Below are 17,987 nucleotides of genomic sequence, written 5' to 3' on the forward strand. Positions count from 1 at the left end.
AATACTAGCATACATTATGCTAGTATACAAGTTGAAGTTTGTGATCATTTTGTCACTCCCCGAAAAATAGTTCTTTTGCCCCCCCTACTCCTATTTTCTTCTAAAATTTAACTGTTAGTGGAATTATTGAAACGCTATAATGCTAATGATCATTTGCGTGGATTTAGAGAAAAAAAAGGAGAGAAAAAGATGTTGAAAAAATGGCGATTATTTTTGATGATTGGCATTCTCATGGCGGTCTCTGCGGGCTGGAATAACGGAGTATCTTATGCGGCTGCAGAATACGCTTGGGATAAGTATAAGGGCACGGAAGTCAGGACCTATAGACTCACCGCAGTACCCGGAAGAGCAGGATCTATGGATCAGAAAACGTTTTTTGCCGCGATCAGCGAAACCCCAAATGTATACGGAGGGTACACCGGCTATAGAACAGGGAAAACAACTGGGGTTGCAACCGTGAGTGTAACGGACGGGGTTTATAAATATACGGTTGTTGATTTTATTCGCGATGTGGAGCCGGAAATTGTAGAATACGTCAATCCAAGGGGCGGGATCCCCCACCGCTGGAACGGAACCGATGATATTCGCATTTTCATGAGAGGGTCGGAAGCGGCTGCTTTGGCAGAGCTGTTTTATGAGGGGACACCAAGTGAAGGACGATATCAGTTTAATGCTGACGATGTTTATTTGGTTACGTTCTGGTCCAGTACGGTAAGGCCGATCAGTGGAATGTCCGCTGAAGCGTTCATCGAGGAAGGAGAACCTGCGTTTATAAATCGAGAGCTTGTAGGTCAAGTAACAAGCGAAGATCCTGCGGCTTATCCGCAAGATGGAATTTCAAACGGCTATTATTACGTTTATAAGGGTTCTCAAACACTCAATTACCAATGAAAACCATTGTTAAGTGATAGGGAATTATGGCTTTAAAAGGTATGTTTCTAAAACCACTTTTTTTACTGGTTTTATTCACTCCCAGGGAGATTCTTCCGATAATCCAAGTATATACAGTTTGGTGTTTTTTGTAATGGAAATGAAAACTCGTTTGAAAAAAAGTGCTAATTTTCACAATTGACATGGGGGTGCAGCCGAAGAGTAATTCGGTATTGTCTCGTAGAGGAGGTGCAATGATCTGAAATAATGAAGTGTGAAAAAAAATCAAACCGAATTAGGCGTTACCTGGCTGGTCTACTGGCGGTGTGGCTGTTCTGTATGCATAGTGTTCCCGCTTTTGCGGACAGAACCTTTAACGATATTGAACATTCCTATGCGGCTGATGCGATCGAGGCCATGGCTGCCAAAGGTTACGTTACCGGTTATAAGGATGGGAGCTTTCGGCCTTTGCAATTGATTTCGCGGCAGGAATGGGCAAGCATTTTCGCTAAAACCTTAAAGCGAATACCGAATAACAAAGAGCTAGCTTCTTTTCGCGATGTGTCCCCATGGGCTCTCCCTTATGTGCGGGTTTTGCAGGAAGAGAGCATCACTAAAGGAATCGGCGGCCAATTATTCGGCGCCAAGCGCAATCTGACTCGCCAGGATATGGCCGTATGGTACGCCAGGTATTTCGGGGTTTCTGAAGATATCTCATCCCCCGTTATATCCAGCTTTGTGGACCGGTCCGATATATCGGACTATGCGCAAACGAGCGTGTGGCTGATGGAGCAATTAGAGCTGATAGAGGGAGATACGAATCATTATTTCCATCCCAAACATTTTGTGACACGGCAGGACGCTACGCTGGTTGCTTATCGGGTATGGCTCGGCGGTGACGATCTGAGAGATCGCGCCAAGCGTTTACTGGATTTATCGGGAAATGAAGCTGCAATGGCGAATCAGCCGGCCAGCCCGCCAGAACCGAATAAGGCAGCGGTCGATCTGGCGCCGGAAATTAGCGGCCGGCGTGCGAATCCGCAAATCGCGGAGCCCAGAAGCCACAGTCCTAGACCGGATCCTCCAGCAGGCCCGGTAACGCCAACAGAGCCAGTAACACCAACAGAACCGGTAACGCCAACAGATCCGGTAACGCCAACAGAACCGAAGCCGGAACAGCCGATGTTACCACCAGGTTCTGATCCCAAACCACCAGTAACACCGCCTGTGACACCACCAACAACTCCGCCAAAACCACCGGTGCTTCCAGTAGGTGACCCTCCTGTGGATTTTGTGGCGGATGAGGTCGTCATCAAGGCGCCGGAGCTGGTAAATCAACCGGAAACGTATCCTTCGTATCAGCTGTCCTTTCAGCTCTACAAGGAGGGGCGGCCGGTAAGCATTCCCGCGGCCAGCGTCACAAATGTTACTTATGCATTTAGCGATGAATTAGGGGTTTTTGATGAACAAGGGAAAATCGCCCATGCCGAGCTTATTCCGGCGGCTGACAGCTTCATTCCTGTAGGGATAAAAATCATCGTTGCCAAGCCCTATCAGGTACTTACAGCACAGACCAAAGTGATCGTAAAAGGAAAAACTCCTCCAGTAGAGGACCCGAGTGTAATCAAGTCCGTATACTTGGCCACGTATACCATTCCGCAGTCCCCTACTCTAGACCCTGCAGCCTGGAGTATGCCCTATGTATTTCAGAATGCTAAGGGAGAGGTTATACCAGCAAGTCAGTTACCGTCGGACTTGAAGCTTCGGATTGAGGATTCCAGGGGAATATTTGACGAGGATGGGCACATCGCCAACCTGCATCTGATTCCTGCAGTGAACTCCGTCATTCCGTTCAAGATCGAAGTTGAATCGCCATCCCAGGGAATTCACTTCATATCCGATGCCGAATTAACGGTAGTACCCGGAGAACGCCAAAAGCAATATTTTGCTGTCTCGCTAATGCTGCAGGGACAAGATCCGGGCAGTACGACCACGGTAGAGCAAATCGAGCAGGCTCGTCAATTGCTGATGGACCGCTTTGGCCCTAACATAAAAGTAACTTGGGCTATGGAAAATCGATTTGTTTTTGTGGAAACGAATCGTCCGCAGCTTAAAAAGGTGTTGGAATACGTCGATCAGTATGGTGATGAAGTCGGTATTTTGGACGGGTATCCGAATAACCTGTATGAGCTCCCTTTTTGGGAATTGCGGATGAACGAGTGGTTGTATATGTATCGTTATAATGCGCTCAATGAGCTGCACCAATCCGGTACGTTGGGGTCGCCTTCGGTGTTTGAAAGCATGGATACGGACCAATATCGGAAGTATCTGCCTAAATCATTGACCAGCTTTACGGTGAATCCCGAGCAAACCCAATGGCTTAAAGATCACTTTAAGATCACTTCCGCGATGGGGTGGTCGGCTACACAATATAATGTGAACGGCATGTATGGTGAGGGTTCACCTTTGATGCCTTACTGGTCCAATAAGGACAATCCGATGGTCCCCGCGCAGGGATTTACAGATAATAGCGGTACCGTATTCATGAACTCGATTACGATTGATCCGATTGGATCACGCTATACCCAAGATTCCTCACGCTGGACGCTCCATCCGGGCGACCCCTATGTGAATGAAACGGATGCGGCACCACAACTGTATATAGCACAACAATATTTGGACAATCCGTTTCAACGTATAAATACGGTAAACTACATGTCCATTATTTTGGACATCAACTGGCTTGCCAGCAACCATAACATGTCGCAAATCTGGGAGAACTTTGTGAATCACTTCCCTGCCCACCGCGAGGTTGAGATTGTAGGCGTGGACGGACTGAAACAGATTTATGAATCATCAGCCGGATCGAATAATGATCATGCGGAATTTACGCTCATGTTCAGAGGCTCCGGCATTAAGACGGCTATGGACTCCAATAATTCACCGGCCAATCTGCGCTATTTGTGGACGGAAAACGCCTCACAGCGGATTATTTTATCCAAGGAAGATGGAGACGAAGCATGGTCTATTATTGATTTCACCGACTATACCCGCGTTCCGGTTCCAAAGACACCCTACAACTTGAATAAGGACACGGATGTAAGCTACGTCACCGGAAGGAACTTCAAGCTAAATCCTACGGCTCCGTTAACAGCAGAGGAAATTCAACGCATAAAGGATCGTTTGAAGGAGATTTACTTCGCGGAAGAAGTGAATTATCAGTGAGAGTCTGAAGCGGAAGATGCTTTGGAACCTGAGGTTAAAGAAAAAGAACCGAGCGCCTATCGCTTTCGGTTCTTTTTTTCATTCTACGCTTTGAAAATAATGCGAGTACTTCTTAACCAAATCCGGTGTGCAATATTCAAGCGACGTAATGTGCTCTCTGAGCAGTCGTTCCGTTTTCTCTTCATCATTAACGGTTATGGCTTCGAATATAGCCTCGTGTTCACTCACAAGCTGATTCATATGCTTCGTTTCCAACAGCTCTAAATACCGCATGCGGTTTAAATGGCCGCGCATTTGATTGATGATCGATATCAACGTGGAATTTCCCGTAAGCTCCAATACCGCACTGTGGAAGCTCTCATCAAGCTCAAGGAACCTATCGAAGTTTTGTTCATCAATGATTTTTCGATGCTCTTCCAAAATCCCCTTGATCTGCTGATACCCCTTCTCGAAGGCAGCATCGTTTGCGTTCCACTTCTTGGCCGCTTCTTTAAAAGCGCTCACCTCAAGACTTACGCGTACAAAGCGAGCCTCCTCAATCTTCTTCTTGGACATATATGCGATTCGGGCGCCGCGCTGCGGCAGGATCTCGATTAACTCTTCTGTCATCAAACGGCGGAAAGCCTCCCTGATCGGTGTCCGGCTTACTCCCAATGTGCTGCCTAACTCCGATTCAAATACGAGCTGCCCGGGTTCCAACTGCAGCGTAACAATGGCCCCCCGGATAACCTGATAAGCATGATCGGACAGGGTGTTCCTGTTTTTGGAAATGTTCGGTAAATTCATATTCTCACCTTACCTAATGTACTGCGATAAGATTATTATACTAGTATGCAAGCCTTGGAATCAAACTTTAATATTACGGTAACATTGAATACTTGGTAAAGAACCGAACATAAATAGCCTAAACCAATTTTGCCTCATAGCTAAAAAAGCTTGCTCCCACCATAAAAGTAGAAACAAGCTTTTAGAAGTGCCAAGTGTTACCGCAAATTACCTTAAACCATAAATAAGTTCTTCCTTAGCCGCGTATATTTCCATCATCATTAACGCCCCAAGCTGAAACCCGTTTACGAAAGAAGATGTAGCCTGCATCGACTCGGTCTGTCTGTACAAATCGAGCAGCGTTTCAAGCTGGTTGAAATTATCGGCAGACAGCTTCCCTTTCCACATTCCTTTGGCTTCGGATATCTCTCTTCTTATTCTACGGAACTCGGGATCTCTCGGGACGATCTTCTCTTCCGGGCGAAATTCACCACAATATAATGCTTCCAGCATGCTTTTCATTTCCATCTTCCTTTCAGGGGGATTTTGGTGTTACTTGAAGGAGAGAATTACGCAATAAGTAGTTGATTTATTATGTAGTGTAACGGTGTTCCGTATCGTATTTTTATTGTATCACGGTACGCCGTTACACTCAAGAGGATTTTCATGATATCATGAAGAAAGTATTAATACTTGAAACGAAAAAACGTTATGGGGGAAATTATTCAATGCCAATACGGCTTCGTTTAAAAGAAATCTTAGAAGAACGGGGAATGAGTCAGCGAGAACTCGCCCGCAGAATGAATATCCGACCAAGTACGATTAGTCATCTTTGCTCCGATAAAGTCAATGCTGCCTATTTTGACACTCTGGAACAGATTTGCAAAACACTCAACATCAGCTTACACGAACTTCTTGTAATGGAAGACGACTAAACAAATATAGCTATAGGCTAACGTAAGCATAAAGGTAACGGGAGCGTCAGTCCAATTAGCAAAATTTCCAAAAAGGAACTCCTATATTATTAAGTAAGTTAAGCGATAATCCTTAGTTATAGCAAAAAAGGCTTATTCCTACTCACAAGTTGGAATAAGCCCTAATCTACACAAAACCGTTAATAGATACTCTGCGATTACATCCACTATTAGCTAAGGATTATTACGCATGACAACTCGCTTACGGGGCTGCGCCTTACTTATCGTCAAGTGCTACTTTTGGTTTAGAGCCAGTAAATTTCACACAATTTTTTTACTGCACCACTCATGGTTATATGGCATGTGACTTAGTTTAAGTATATCATCAGCAGTATAATACCAATCATCATCATCAAACCATAAATAATCCTCACTGTTTTCCTTAAAGTACTCTATTACAAAACTATAAATAAATTCGTACTCATGATTTATATTTTCTATATCTATAGCCCAAAAGTAGTATTTATTTTGTGTCAACCATGTAAAACTATCGTATGAGTCTTCTTCAATGTTATTTGCATTAAATGTAAAATACTTGAGACTATCTTTATTTTCAGTATTTTGAAACGTAACTTCATCGACTTCTGATAACGTTTCCTCTGCAGATAAAAAATTACCGTTACTATATTTAAACTTTAATAAAAAACAAAACATACCTGCTCTTCTTGCTGCTTGCTTAGAAGCCTCCACTGCTTGTTCGGGTGAATAGTTTTCTATATTTTTTAGAATAATTACAGAACTCACTTACTCAATACCTCCCATAATTCGCTTGATGTACTTATTATTTTGATTCCCTTATCCTCTAGCATCTTAACTAGGTCTGCTTGCGTTTTATTTTTTACTGTAACATCTTCAATATAAACAATAACTTCCCTGTTATCATAATTAAAGTTTTTCATTTAATAGATTAGTCAACTTATCAATTTGCTTTTTACTTAATGCACCTAGAGACTTTTTAACCTCAATAATGTGAGAATCCGTTAGAACATCTATATCTCCTGCTATTGTACCATCTTGCACTTTTAACTGTATGCCAGTACCCTGCAAACGACCAATTTTTTTTACATCGACTGCTACTTCCCCTATGTCATTACCGAATTCATTCGTATATATCATTTTTTTCCTTCGGTTCTTATCTTACTTTTCCCATCCCCCCACCGTTTGTTATCGAGCCAACATATTTTCGTTATAGGCAATCTCCTCCTTCAACACAGAAGCTTCAATTTCAAGTTCATTCATGTTGCGAATCGCTTCCAGCCTAGCATGATCATATTGCTGGTCTGCTAACGAGGTCAGCCGTTCTACTTGGTCAAGCAACTGATTTACTTTTGTCATCACTTGTGCATCGGTTCGTCCTGACTATTTCAGCTTGTCCGCTTGGTTTCTTAACTCTCTGGTTTGCTGGTAATGCTCCGCGATTTGTACTCTAATTGCTCCATACTCTGCTTGAGCCTGTGCAATTAATCCTGTTTCCTCTGCTACTGCCTGTACTTCTTTTACCATTCGTTTTGTCCTCCTTTGATTTTGGGCATGCAAAAAAAGCTCATTCCTACTCTTAATTCAAGTGGGAAAGAGCTTTGAAAGTTTATCAAGTGTTTGTTAATTGTTTAGTGTTTGGTTTGTTGTTTGTATTGTATGGGTTGCTGTTGGAGTTGTAAACCCTAATTGTTGAAAAATCCCTGACTGTATTAATCCTCGTAATCATCTTCAATTCTAGGTATAAATGGAGACAAGAAGGGATCATTACGCTCCATTACTTCTCCTCGAATTAATGTGTATACCTTGAACTCATTGAAAAAATCCTCGTCATCACTATCTCTTACGTATAAAAGTCCATAGGAGCCTGGCGCCAATATTCCCACCTGTCTTAATACGTTAATTGGATTATGTTTTCCCGCAGGCCTATGATTATTAAGACCTGCAATCCAAACTTGAAAATCACCATTTACCGCTCTTAAATCCAAAACACCAGAAGTCCATTCTAACTCATCGAAATACTTCCGAATCTCTTGAATAATTAACGAGTACTTTTGATCATCATCCTCAAATGAAGAGCTCTCTCTGATAGTTACCCATCCGTGATATTCATACATTTCTATCCGTCCTCTCATGGTTTTAAGGGTTTGGTATCAATAATTATCTCCACTCCGTATCTTTCAGCATACTCTTTGAGTTGCCGAAGTACTCTATCATCGGGTACACCTTCAAAATGAAAATAAGCTTTCCTGTCTGTCTCAATAGCCGCTTCTATCGTAGCTTTTGCCTGTTTTCTGAACTGCTTATCTAAACTTTTCAGTGGCGGCTTGGTTTGTGCAATATACTGATTGCTAACTGTATCAAATTCTCGTCCATTAGGATCATTACTAAATTTCACCCTGGATTCTCCACCTAATCTTTGGGCTAACAAGTCCGCAGCTTCATCTTCCTTGGGGACCTTTATCAATTCACCTGAATACTGTCCATTAGCTTTTGGCGTCCCCTCAGAAAGAGATCTAGGTGCCCTCCCACCGCCACTCTTACTAAACTGAATAAACGGCTCGTCCGCAACACGATCAAGACGGAATCTACCAAATCCCCTACCCACTGAACCATATCCGGTATTCAAAGCTGGTGCTTCTTTCCATCTTACCCTATAATTCCGTGGATTCAGATTAATATTAGCATCTTTCATTGTATTCTTGAAGTTTGCGTATTTATTACCTGCGGTTTCTTTAAGGGCCGCTAGTCTTTGGCTATCCTTAAATTGATCGGCGGCTTTTAAGTTATTGGGTTTGAACAAGATGGATAATCCAACTACACTTACCGCGATATCTGCCGTATTCACTGCTTCCTGATCCAGCCCGAATACTTTCGGACTGCTATAGTTGTTCCCTGCGTTCAGATCACGTAGTTTATCTGAACTTATTTTAATCTGCATGGCACCCACTGCGATTTCTGCGGCTCCAATGGCTGCTATATACAAGGAACTTCCCATCGTTGGGAGCGCCAACACAATGGCGACAACACCGAATAATATGCCGAGCACTGCGGCTTGTTTCTGGGGAACAGTAACCGTATTTAGAAAGTTCAATCGCGAGAGATAGGTAACCGTTTCATCCCTTTTGCTGAAATAATCCGGTTTCTTGGGAATGACGTTCTCCAGCCAAAAATCGCTATTTTCCAAGCCTTGGCCTAGCGCATTCATTGCTTGGGCGAGCGGGGAAAACTTAAGAACAGAGAGAAATGTCAAGTTGGCTAGAAAAACAGGGCTTACACCGAACACAATCAGTCATCCGATAGGTTTCGTTAAGTACCCTTGACACAATATGTAGGACGGTAAGGATAATCTGGCCAGAATGAAGAAGGAAACCATTCGCCTGTCGTACCATTAAACCCTACTGTCCACGAAGGGGCGAGAGTCAGGAAGGGTTGAATATAACAAGGATGCCGATTTCGTCGTTTGTCCGGCCGGAGAGCGAAGTAAACGCAAGGCGATTCAAGGTAGCAAAACCAGCGGAGAGAGCCGTTCGCTCGTCTTTTACTTTGACGTCGAGAAATGAAAAACCTGTCCGTTGCGTGAAGGATGCTACAAGCCGGGCGCCAAGAGCAAGACTTACTCGATTCGAATCATGGCTGAACACTATAAGGAACAGTTCGAGTTCGAATTCAGTGATACATTCAAGGAACGAATCAAGCGAAGACCGATCATTGAACACAAGAAAGCGGAAATGAAGAGATTCCACGGTATGGATACAGCCAGCTACCATGGTCTCTTCCGCATGTGAGTACAAGCCTACCTCACCGCGTTTGATGTAAACGTAAAACGGATGGTGAAGTTAAAAGAGCAAAAGCAGCCCATATCCTCGGGTGAGGATGAAGCTGCTTTTTCCATAGCATCGTATCTTTTTTCAGTTTTGAGCCCTAACTACCATTTAAGCGAGGCTTTTGCAGGGCTCTCACTTTTGAGCGGCTTTTTATTTTATTTAATGGACGTGAACCTTAAAAAATCAAGAATGTGTGTTCGGGCAAGCTGTACAATTACAGAATAAAAATAACAGCGCTAGTTGTAACAAAAGAAGGTTAATTATGGTGGTATCTAACCATAATCTACTCTTCAACGTTATACTATTATGATACAAATTCATGCATTATCTTGCACTCAGTATTCAATCAACTTAAGTTAGATATAAGAGACTGCTTTTATTACCCCCATTTCTTTTTCCCATTCACTAAAAAAGACTTTTTCATTATTTATAGAAATTTCATCTTCAGAATATGCCTGCAATAATAAAGAACTATTATCATAATTAATAACTCAACTGTATCTTCTTGAAATCCATACTTTTCTAATTCTTTTTTCTCATATTTTAAAAATTTATGATTCCAATATTCCTTAATCTCTTCCAAACCAAACTCCTCCTACTGTTTCCTAAATCATGGGCTAATCACACTAGCTCTTCCTTTCTAAACCCAAATAAGAAAGGCTCATTCCTACTCACAGAGTTGGAACAAACCTTGAATGATTAAACCATTGATATGACCACAATTCACTAATCTTTTAATTTTTCTGTTAATCTATCAATTAATATCTGTATAAATTCTTTATTTCTAGCCTCATCATAGTAAATTCCTGTTGTTTCAATATTTATTTTCCTTAAATATTCCCAATCATCCATTTTTTTTATAAAATTTACTTCTTCCAATAATTTCTCCACTTCTTCTTTACTTTCAAGTTCAAAAAAATCATTAATGGTCATTTCAAGATCAGCCCATCTGTAACTCATATTAAAATAAGCATCAATAAAGTATTTATAAGTTTCCAAACTCACGTGCTCGTTCATTATTTTCTCCTTTACTGTAATTACTCAAGTACCTACTTCAATGTATATAGAAATAGGATATTGCACAAGATATTGTGTTCCATCAAGAAGTATTTGACATCCAATTAGAGATATAAAATCCAATATTAACCTTATCAACATTATATCTTTATCTATATGCAATATATCTTGATTGATCAATATCAGAGTTGCGCCTAAGTAGTTATCCTTTACTGTATTTTGGGGAATGCGGTGTTAATTCTAAATCCAATTTTTTGTGTTGTATCTTTTAGTAAGTATATAGTAGACACTTTTAATCCCTTTACTCTAGTTATTGATGATGGCTTAACTCCAAATCCCAACTCATATCCATGGAACTGCTCAAGTTTCAAATTCGCTGGTTTCTCTTTTTCAAGCCACTCTTTAATTTTTTTTGCGTTACTTGGGTTTGATAACGACTCTCTTATTGCTTTCATAGCTGTAGCCTCATCAAAAAATGTAGAACAAGCCTTAGAATCATCAGCAGCAATTTTTTTTATTTCCTCAAAAGATTTACCTATATGATGATCATAAGCGTGACCAGTTTTAGAAAGCAACATATTCTTTATATCTTGATCAGATAACTTACTTGCATCTTCAATAATATCATCAACAGTTCTACCCGTCCCCCCACCGCCACTCTTACTAAACTGAATAAACGGCTCGTCCGCAACACGATCAAGACGGAATCTACCAAATCCCCTACCCACTGAACCATATCCGGTATTCAACGCTGGTGCTTTTTCCCATTCCAGATTATAATTCCGCGGATTCAGATTAATATTAGCATCTTTCATTGTATTCTTGAAGTTTGCGTATTTATTACCTGCGGTTTCTTTAAGGGCCGCTAGTCTTTGGCTATCCTTAAATGTATCGGCGGCTTTCAAGTTGGGTTTGAACAAGACGGATAAGCCAACTAAACTTACCACGATATCTGCCGTATTCACTGCTTCCTGATCCAGCCCGAATACTTTCGGACTGCTATAGTTGTTCCCTGCGTTCAGATCACGTAGTTTATCTGAACTTATTTTAATCTGCATGGCACCCACTGCGATTTCTGCGGCTCCAATGGCTGCTATATACAAGGAACTCCCCATCGTTGGGAGCGCCAACACGATGGCGACAACACCGAATAATATGCCGAGCGCTGCGGCTTGTTTCTGGGGAACAGTAACCGTATTTAGAAAGTTCAGTCGCGAGAGGTAGGTAACCGTTTCATCCCTTTTGCTGAAATAATCCGGTTTCTTGGGAATGACGTTCTCCAGCCAGAAATCGCTATTTTCCAAGCCTTGGCCTAGCGCATTCATTGCTTGGGCGAGCGGGGTCAATTTTTCTGCTGTCTCCCCGTTCATTTTTTTGCGCATTTCGTCCTTCAGCGCTTCATATTCTGGTGATTGTTCCTCCTCGACCACCTTGGTAACATCCAATATTCCCGGAAATTGTTGCTTTGGCGGAGCTTTCTCCGCCAGCATAAAGGATGGCGGCCCTTCTGCTTCTTTTTTCAGATCATATTGAACCCGCTTCATCATGTTGTAGTTTTTATAGGCAGCCTCGTATTCCTGGTGAGCCTGCTTTATCTCATCATTTGTTCTCTCTTCCCCTTTGCCGTCTGTTGCCGGCGGGCGATTTGTTTTTAGATAATATGACTGGGCCTCGGCTTCCTTTAGACCTTTCAGGGCATTACGCACGGTGTTCTTTGAATCGGGATCGCTTTGTATCTTTTCAGTTAATTTCTTTCTTACAGTTTCTCGCGACAAGTCTACTTTTTTAGTTTCCTTACCAAAATTCTTATAGGCATCATAATCATCATATACGATTTCGTTATTCGTTAATGCTTCTCCGTAGGCTTCGAGCATAGCCCCATTCTCTAACAAATATTCAATATAAGTCTCCTCGAGTTCTTCATCCGTCAGCATGTCCAAGATGTTCATGTCAACCTTCTCGAAGTTCACCTTTTTGTTTTGAATGAGCACCCGGTTGCCCGCGATTTCAACGAATTGCTCCTTATTCGTCATGTGCGTAATGACACTCTTGGCCTTCATCCGAATCGATTCCAATTTGGACGCCGATTCCGTCTTGGTCAGCTCAACGGTATTGACCGCGATCAGCACAATGTTCTCTTCCGCAGATAAACGAATATTTTCACCATCTAATTTGAGGCTTACCGTATTTTTCTCAAACAGCACCCCGTCATCGCCCAGTTCCATCTTGGCATCCCCGGGCATATGAAAGACTTTGGTCGTCGGTTTCTGGAAAACCGTTCGCGTCTTCATTTCCTCGCTGCCGCCACGAACCGAGTTAATGGCTATCGCTTGTTTCTCAATGCCGCTTGGGAAATAAACCTTAATCCTCGCCCCTTCATCCGGCAGGCAATGAAAGATGTTATTCCCTTCCGGCGAATACGGGAACCACCAGTTCCCCGATTCGTCGTGCTCCTTATCGATGTCCAGATGAACCTTTACCATGTTGTTAGCCCGTTTCAACACGCGGCCTTCCAACGCTACGCCTTGGATCGCCTTGTTTAAGCGGGACTTGCGGCGAAGCGCTTGCCGCTTGACCAGCACGTATTCATATTGAATGGTTCCTTTATCGTAGGTAATGACCGATCCGGCGATCACCCAGATCTGACGCTTGAACCCGACATTCTCCCCAACTCTGAAGTATTGGTTCGACCTTGCCCGGTAACTGATCCAGTCTGCTTCAGACGGAATTTTGGCCCCATTTTCCGCGGCTTGTTCCCGATACCTCAAGTAGCTTTCCTGGTTTTGCTCCATCGAGTACTGCGTTGCTTTAAGATCCTTCCCCCAGGAAAAATCCGGTACGCCAAAATAAATCCGCGCCGCATCCATCGTCGTATCCGGTAAAATCACCGTCCCCAGGCGGGAAGCGAGCCGCTTCATAAACTGCCAGTCTGTTTCCTGGTACTGCACAACCAGTTCGCCAAGCACAGCCCCCGGTTCCGTCGCTTCGTTCTGCGCATCCCCTTTCCGGTAGCCTTCAGTTAGTCCCTTAATCACTTGGGTGTATGTGGTTTGTTTGTTTTGATACGAACGGCTCTTCCGCCGCACATCCATCTCGTAAGATCGGGAGAGCGCCTCTACGGTGACACTCGGAATTCCGTCCTCCATCGTCATCTCCAGGTTCGAGATCCCCCCGGCAAACCAATGTTCATCCTGTGGGTTTCCGGGTTTGCAAATGAGCAGGCTATCTTCAAATCCCGCTTCGATCATGCACCGCTCGGCTTGTTCATCCGTCATCGCAACGGTTAAAGTACACCGGGTATGCTCATTAAACTTCTGCTCCACTCGCAAGCTGCGAACCGCTTGAATCGGATACGGCCACTTTAAGCGAAAGCCGTCCCCCTCAAACCATTCCTCCATCCCCTTCACCTTCCTTCATCACTTCACGTAATGCTTGACAAATTCCAAAGGAGGCATGTCCATTCCATTTGTTAAAAAGGTGATCTGCCCGCCTTTTACACAAGTCAGGCAAGATTTGCTCGTTAAGACAGGTACACCATCGATCGATACGGTTTTGCTGCCATTCTGCCACTCCGGTTGTATACACATGCTGCTATCGGCAGTAGGACCAGATAGACTTGTGGCAAATTCCGGGATGCATGGATAAATAAATTTTCCTGGTATATTAGTCCTGGAATCAACATCATAATCTACTTCGCCTCTATATGCGCCGGGAGCGGTTTGTTCTCCTTTTATAAATGCAGGATGACGGTCACTTCGACAGTAACCAAAAGAATACAAGTTCCCGTCAATATTTCCTTCAAGTTCCTCTAATGCCTTGTCCCCCTCTTTGATTCTCGATGTAGATACCTTACAATCCCTGACAGTCATCATTGGATTTTTATTAATGTATACTCCATTATTAGTGACTCTATTAAGTACCTCTTCGTGTGTCCCGCAAGAACATTGCATATATGCCCCGCTTGTGATATAGGTTTCCGTATCTCTCCACGCTGTGTTCAACTCGTTAATCCTTGCTTTACTTAACATAATTAATTTAGCCTGATTATAAGTACCGCTCATTACGCTTCACCTGCTTTCGAACATATTCTTCGTAGGTTTAGTCCATACAAGTTATGTCTTAACAAAGCTTCCGCCACATCCAGACGCACAATTAGACCCGGGAACGGCAATCCTGCTGCCCAAAACATACGAAGTCCGCTTATTTTCTCCTCCTCCAAAACGGCCTCTCTGACCATTCCCCGCTCGATTACCGAGTGCGTTTGTGAGATACAATCCACCTTGGGGACATCGATCAAGCAAAAATACACTTGGGTATAGGTTGTCTGGTCCGTGACCACGAGGGTTTTGTAGGCTAAGTTAGGTTCACATTGACTCAAAATTTCGCGTACCTGTGCGGAAACGAGAAACACTGGAAGTTCAATGACACTCCGGTATTCCAGTTTTCTCCCTTTCCGGACAAACGCCATTTCATAATCCTCAGCTGCCGCAAACCCGCTTAATACCCGCTCCGGGAACAAAATATTCCCGCCCATCGCATCCAGACGCGAGTCATGACCGACGACAAAATACTCCACTGCTTCACCACCTCTCACCCATCACCTATTCCTCTACCCAACAAATGCTGCTGCGCTGCTCTTCACTTAAAGCTGTCCGCTCAGCATCCCGCCGCAGCATACGGCTGCCTGTCAGGTCCGCTCCGGTAAAATCAACGCCGTCCAGTTCAGCATAGGTGAAGTCCCCAGCCACTTGGGCATCGCGAAAGCTGGCGTTTGTCAGATTAGCTCGCTGAAAACATACGCCGTGAACGCCGAAAATCACGCCGCGGGCCTCATTCATTAAATCCCGAACCGCGTATACTTGATCAAACCACGCTTCTTCCAGGTCACAATCACGAAAATCCGCATCCATCATCACGGAGCCGCGAAAATCGGACCCTCGACAATCGCATTGCTGGAACCGTGTTCCGATCAAATAGCTGTTTTGGACGATACAATGGCTGAAATTAACCTGTTCTAACCGGGCATAGTTCAGGTTAATCCCGGCAAAATTTCCGCCTGACACATCCACACCCTGGATATGCTCGTAAATATATCCCTGCTCAATTAAGCTTTCCAGCCAGCCTTTACAGCTTACGGATAACCTCTGGATTTCGTTGATACGGTAGACCGATTCCGTTTGCCTGGAATCTCGAAACTCCCCTACCCGCACTTCAAAAGAAACATCTTTTTGCAGGCTGCAAAACGAGGACAACTCGCTGACTCGCTCCATGGCATAACGCATAGCATGGGTCATATATTCATGGAAAAGGGGAATTTGCTCATGCATCCATGCTTCCAGCAAGGGTAATGGAATTTGCATGGCAAACTTTCTGCGCTGTTCCTCACAATATTGAGACCAGGTATTTAGAAACTCATAGATCCAGTCCGCTCGATACCTGAAAGGCGTGATCTTAATCTGATCGGCGGACGACGAGTCAAAAGCTTCGAACATATACTCGAGATGGCCTTCCGGCAGTCTGGTTCGCAGAAGAGAGAGGTGAATATTGGCGCACTTCCCTATAGAGCCAGCCGTTTGCTGCTCCGCAATATGCCGGCAAAACGAATCAAAACATTCCGTCAACTGCTGCGCGATCTGATCCTTATGTTCACAGAAGTAATCGTGTAATGCCCGTAGGCTTTCCGTTCGCTGTGGAAGTGCATCTACCTCGACAAACCGTTCCCACGCTTCTTGTGAATTCATGCCGCTTCCCTGCTTCCGTTTATTATTTTTCCATCAAAACCTCGACGCCCCTGACAACGACCTGTCCCTGGTCAATCTTGATTCCGCCAAAACCTCCTTCAGTAGACATCTCGATCTGATTGGCAACCATCATAATGCTCTGTCCCTCCATTTCAATCTGCTTCCCGGTCTGAAGGGTGATTTTGTTGCTGCTGTTCAAAATAATCGTTCCGTCGTTCGTTAACGTAATCGCGGCACCTTCCCCCGCCCCGACAATGGTGATTTTGTCTTTCTCAAACATAATTTTCTGTCCTGTGGGGGTAAGCAGGAACTTGGTATCCGGATCCGCCATCAAGTCGTCCTTTAAATTTTTTAAATCGTTGTCATAATGGATGATCGGCTGGAGTGTCTCCTGTTTGACGACGGTTGTGGTGACATTGCCCGATCCGCCTCCGCTTTTTCCGCCGCCCATGGCTTCGGCCGGCAGCTTCTTGCGCACGCTGCTAAGCGCGATGCCTTCGGCTTCGTTCGAGCCGGGGAAATAAATCCGCACATCATCGCCCTTCTCCGGCATAGCATACCAGCCCGTTTGGTCTTCGGAAGCATACATCGTCGAGTATGGGAATAACCAGGCGGTATCCATGCTCCAACCCTGGTCACAGTCCAGCTTCACTTTGACCTCGTCCCGAACTACAGCCATGACGTTTCCTTGGATTGACGCACCGATGATTTTGGAATTGTACATTTTACGTTTGTATCCGGCTTTTTTCCGGCAAAGGACATATTTATGAGTCAAGACACCGCGGGTCATTTCCGTATGGACCTCAAAAACATGCAGCTTCTGCTTGTTGAACGTGACCATATCTCCAAGCTCCAGCACCAGATCAAGCACGACTTCATAACAGATAAAGTCGGACTCGTGAAGTCCGGATTCCCCTGAGGCGCCGGCATTTTTATAGGCCAGTAAATCCTTATATACTTTGTAGTGGGTGGCCTGAATTGGCCCGGCATCACGGTGTTCCGGTATTCCCAGGTACACGGCAATATGATCGTAAGTTGAAACCGGAACAAGCGGGGCGTGATAATGTGACGCCAAACGTTTCAGAAACTGCCAATCGGTTTCCTGATACTGCAGCGTAAATGCGCCCAGCTTGCGCTTTTCCGTATACGTGTTGTTAAAATCGGCTTTGGCATAGCGCCCTCCGACTTCCTTCATCACATCCTCAATGAGCAAGGACTTATTCTGAAAAGCGCGGTTTTCCAGCTTGATATCCATCGTATAGGTATGAGACACCGCTTCGGCCTCCAGCCAATAAACGTCCCGATCCACTCTTACAAACAGCTTTAAGAGCATGCCATGAAACAGCGTTTTGTTCTTTCCGTTTTCATCGGTGTATTGGAGCTCCACATCCGTCTGCTCGCCCGCCATTTTCACATACTGATCCTCTTTCTCTTCCGGGATAATCCCGGTAAAGGTTAGCCTCGCGTGATCATCGATAGTTTTAGTCAGCTTTACCTCGTGGAGCCTGATTTCAAATGGAGCGATTTTCAGTGTATTGTAGGCGACAATAGATGATGACGACATTCAACTCATCTCCTTTGCTCAATCGGGT

General features: G+C 44.1%; 18 protein-coding genes and 1 pseudogene. 4 read left to right on the forward strand and 15 right to left on the reverse strand.

The window, feature by feature from the left end; all coding sequences use genetic code 11:
- The first annotated feature begins 189 nt into the window (after window positions 1–189).
- Together NYE69_RS30085 and NYE69_RS30090 are read left to right on the forward strand one after the other, a co-directional pair.
- Complete coding sequence (locus tag NYE69_RS30085; RefSeq protein WP_340929676.1) at window positions 190–891, forward strand: hypothetical protein; 702 nt, start codon at window positions 190–192, stop codon at window positions 889–891.
- A 246-nt stretch (window positions 892–1,137) separates the two neighbouring features.
- The gene (locus NYE69_RS30090; RefSeq protein WP_340929677.1) at window positions 1,138–4,095 is read left to right on the forward strand and encodes an S-layer homology domain-containing protein; all 2,958 of its coding nucleotides are present in this window, start codon (window positions 1,138–1,140) and stop codon (window positions 4,093–4,095) included.
- Between the two features lie 78 nt (window positions 4,096–4,173).
- Here the strand turns inward: NYE69_RS30090 and NYE69_RS30095 are convergent, their stop codons facing one another.
- Both NYE69_RS30095 and NYE69_RS30100 read right to left on the reverse strand, forming a co-directional pair.
- A complete protein-coding gene (locus NYE69_RS30095; protein WP_340929679.1) occupies window positions 4,174–4,881 on the reverse strand; it encodes a GntR family transcriptional regulator in 708 nt (235 codons plus the stop codon).
- A gap of 207 nt (window positions 4,882–5,088) precedes the next feature.
- The gene (locus NYE69_RS30100) at window positions 5,089–5,382 is read right to left on the reverse strand and encodes a DUF6809 family protein (protein ID WP_340929680.1); all 294 of its coding nucleotides are present in this window, start codon (window positions 5,380–5,382) and stop codon (window positions 5,089–5,091) included.
- A 206-nt stretch (window positions 5,383–5,588) separates the two neighbouring features.
- Between NYE69_RS30100 and NYE69_RS30105 the strand changes: the two genes are divergently transcribed.
- Window positions 5,589–5,795: a helix-turn-helix domain-containing protein gene (locus NYE69_RS30105; RefSeq protein WP_340930583.1), complete on the forward strand. Its 207-nt coding sequence runs from the start codon at window positions 5,589–5,591 to the stop codon at window positions 5,793–5,795.
- 300 nt (window positions 5,796–6,095) lie between these two features.
- On the opposite strand, the gene NYE69_RS30110 is transcribed toward NYE69_RS30105, so the two are convergent.
- The 6 genes from NYE69_RS30110 to NYE69_RS30135 form a co-directional block, all read right to left on the reverse strand.
- Entirely contained in the window at window positions 6,096–6,578 is a 483-nt protein-coding gene (locus NYE69_RS30110; RefSeq protein ID WP_340929682.1) for a hypothetical protein, read from the reverse strand.
- 141 nt (window positions 6,579–6,719) lie between these two features.
- Window positions 6,720–6,950 carry a hypothetical protein gene (locus NYE69_RS30115; protein WP_340929683.1) on the reverse strand — a complete coding sequence of 77 codons (231 nt, stop codon included), beginning with the start codon at window positions 6,948–6,950 and terminating at the stop codon, window positions 6,720–6,722.
- A 48-nt stretch (window positions 6,951–6,998) separates the two neighbouring features.
- Window positions 6,999–7,172 (reverse strand): hypothetical protein, encoded by a 174-nt coding sequence (locus NYE69_RS30120; RefSeq protein WP_340929686.1) that lies wholly within the window; start codon window positions 7,170–7,172, stop codon window positions 6,999–7,001.
- Window positions 7,173–7,193: 21 nt separating this feature from the next.
- Entirely contained in the window at window positions 7,194–7,337 is a 144-nt protein-coding gene (locus NYE69_RS30125; protein WP_340929690.1) for a hypothetical protein, read from the reverse strand.
- Between the two features lie 185 nt (window positions 7,338–7,522).
- Complete coding sequence (locus NYE69_RS30130) at window positions 7,523–7,927, reverse strand: Imm7 family immunity protein (protein WP_340929692.1); 405 nt, start codon at window positions 7,925–7,927, stop codon at window positions 7,523–7,525.
- 14 nt (window positions 7,928–7,941) lie between these two features.
- Window positions 7,942–9,096, reverse strand: coding sequence for a restriction endonuclease fold toxin (locus NYE69_RS30135; RefSeq protein WP_340929694.1), 1,155 nt, complete (start codon window positions 9,094–9,096; stop codon window positions 7,942–7,944).
- A 52-nt stretch (window positions 9,097–9,148) separates the two neighbouring features.
- On the opposite strand from NYE69_RS30135, the pseudogene NYE69_RS30140 reads away from it, so the two are divergent.
- A pseudogene (locus NYE69_RS30140) lies at window positions 9,149–9,679 on the forward strand (transposase); the annotation flags it as partial.
- A 385-nt stretch (window positions 9,680–10,064) separates the two neighbouring features.
- Here NYE69_RS30140 and NYE69_RS30145 read toward each other — a convergent pair.
- The 7 genes from NYE69_RS30145 to NYE69_RS30175 all read right to left on the reverse strand — a co-directional run bounded on the left by NYE69_RS30145 (window position 10,065) and on the right by NYE69_RS30175 (window position 17,959).
- Entirely contained in the window at window positions 10,065–10,220 is a 156-nt protein-coding gene (locus tag NYE69_RS30145) for a hypothetical protein (protein WP_340929696.1), read from the reverse strand.
- Window positions 10,221–10,363: 143 nt separating this feature from the next.
- A complete protein-coding gene (locus tag NYE69_RS30150) occupies window positions 10,364–10,654 on the reverse strand; it encodes a hypothetical protein (protein WP_340929699.1) in 291 nt (96 codons plus the stop codon).
- Window positions 10,655–10,863: 209 nt separating this feature from the next.
- A complete protein-coding gene (locus NYE69_RS30155) occupies window positions 10,864–14,052 on the reverse strand; it encodes an RNase A-like domain-containing protein (protein WP_340929701.1) in 3,189 nt (1,062 codons plus the stop codon).
- Window positions 14,053–14,070: 18 nt separating this feature from the next.
- On the reverse strand, window positions 14,071–14,715 hold the full coding sequence (locus NYE69_RS30160; protein WP_036619887.1) for a DUF4280 domain-containing protein: 645 nt from the start codon (window positions 14,713–14,715) through the stop codon (window positions 14,071–14,073).
- Window positions 14,715–15,230, reverse strand: coding sequence for a hypothetical protein (locus NYE69_RS30165; RefSeq protein ID WP_328270892.1), 516 nt, complete (start codon window positions 15,228–15,230; stop codon window positions 14,715–14,717). Before NYE69_RS30165 ends, NYE69_RS30160 begins: the two co-directional genes overlap by 1 nt.
- Window positions 15,231–15,255: 25 nt before the next feature.
- Window positions 15,256–16,395: a pentapeptide repeat-containing protein gene (locus NYE69_RS30170; RefSeq protein ID WP_328270891.1), complete on the reverse strand. Its 1,140-nt coding sequence runs from the start codon at window positions 16,393–16,395 to the stop codon at window positions 15,256–15,258.
- 22 nt (window positions 16,396–16,417) lie between these two features.
- Window positions 16,418–17,959: a contractile injection system protein, VgrG/Pvc8 family gene (locus NYE69_RS30175; protein ID WP_340929706.1), complete on the reverse strand. Its 1,542-nt coding sequence runs from the start codon at window positions 17,957–17,959 to the stop codon at window positions 16,418–16,420.
- Window positions 17,960–17,987 lie beyond the last annotated feature (28 nt).

The organism is Paenibacillus sp. FSL R5-0527 (assembly GCF_038008055.1).
Taxonomy (GTDB): Bacteria; Bacillota; Bacilli; order Paenibacillales; family Paenibacillaceae; genus Fontibacillus; species Fontibacillus macerans.

Excerpts from the sequence above, each read along its gene's own strand:
- NYE69_RS30160 (WP_036619887.1), bottom strand. The coding sequence starts at position 14,715 with ATGAGCGGTACTTATAATCAGGCTAAATTAATTATGTTAAGTAAAGCA.
- NYE69_RS30090 (WP_340929677.1), top strand. The coding sequence starts at position 1,138 with ATGAAGTGTGAAAAAAAATCAAACCGAATTAGGCGTTACCTGGCTGGT.
- NYE69_RS30130 (WP_340929692.1), bottom strand. The coding sequence starts at position 7,927 with ATGTATGAATATCACGGATGGGTAACTATCAGAGAGAGCTCTTCATTT.
- NYE69_RS30125 (WP_340929690.1), bottom strand. The coding sequence starts at position 7,337 with ATGGTAAAAGAAGTACAGGCAGTAGCAGAGGAAACAGGATTAATTGCA.
- NYE69_RS30155 (WP_340929701.1), bottom strand. The coding sequence starts at position 14,052 with ATGGAGGAATGGTTTGAGGGGGACGGCTTTCGCTTAAAGTGGCCGTAT.
- NYE69_RS30170 (WP_328270891.1), bottom strand. The coding sequence starts at position 16,395 with ATGAATTCACAAGAAGCGTGGGAACGGTTTGTCGAGGTAGATGCACTT.
- NYE69_RS30175 (WP_340929706.1), bottom strand. The coding sequence starts at position 17,959 with ATGTCGTCATCATCTATTGTCGCCTACAATACACTGAAAATCGCTCCA.
- NYE69_RS30095 (WP_340929679.1), bottom strand. The coding sequence starts at position 4,881 with ATGAATTTACCGAACATTTCCAAAAACAGGAACACCCTGTCCGATCAT.
- NYE69_RS30100 (WP_340929680.1), bottom strand. The coding sequence starts at position 5,382 with ATGAAAAGCATGCTGGAAGCATTATATTGTGGTGAATTTCGCCCGGAA.
- NYE69_RS30105 (WP_340930583.1), top strand. The coding sequence starts at position 5,589 with ATGCCAATACGGCTTCGTTTAAAAGAAATCTTAGAAGAACGGGGAATG.
- NYE69_RS30150 (WP_340929699.1), bottom strand. The coding sequence starts at position 10,654 with ATGAACGAGCACGTGAGTTTGGAAACTTATAAATACTTTATTGATGCT.
- NYE69_RS30115 (WP_340929683.1), bottom strand. The coding sequence starts at position 6,950 with ATGATATATACGAATGAATTCGGTAATGACATAGGGGAAGTAGCAGTC.
- NYE69_RS30085 (WP_340929676.1), top strand. The coding sequence starts at position 190 with ATGTTGAAAAAATGGCGATTATTTTTGATGATTGGCATTCTCATGGCG.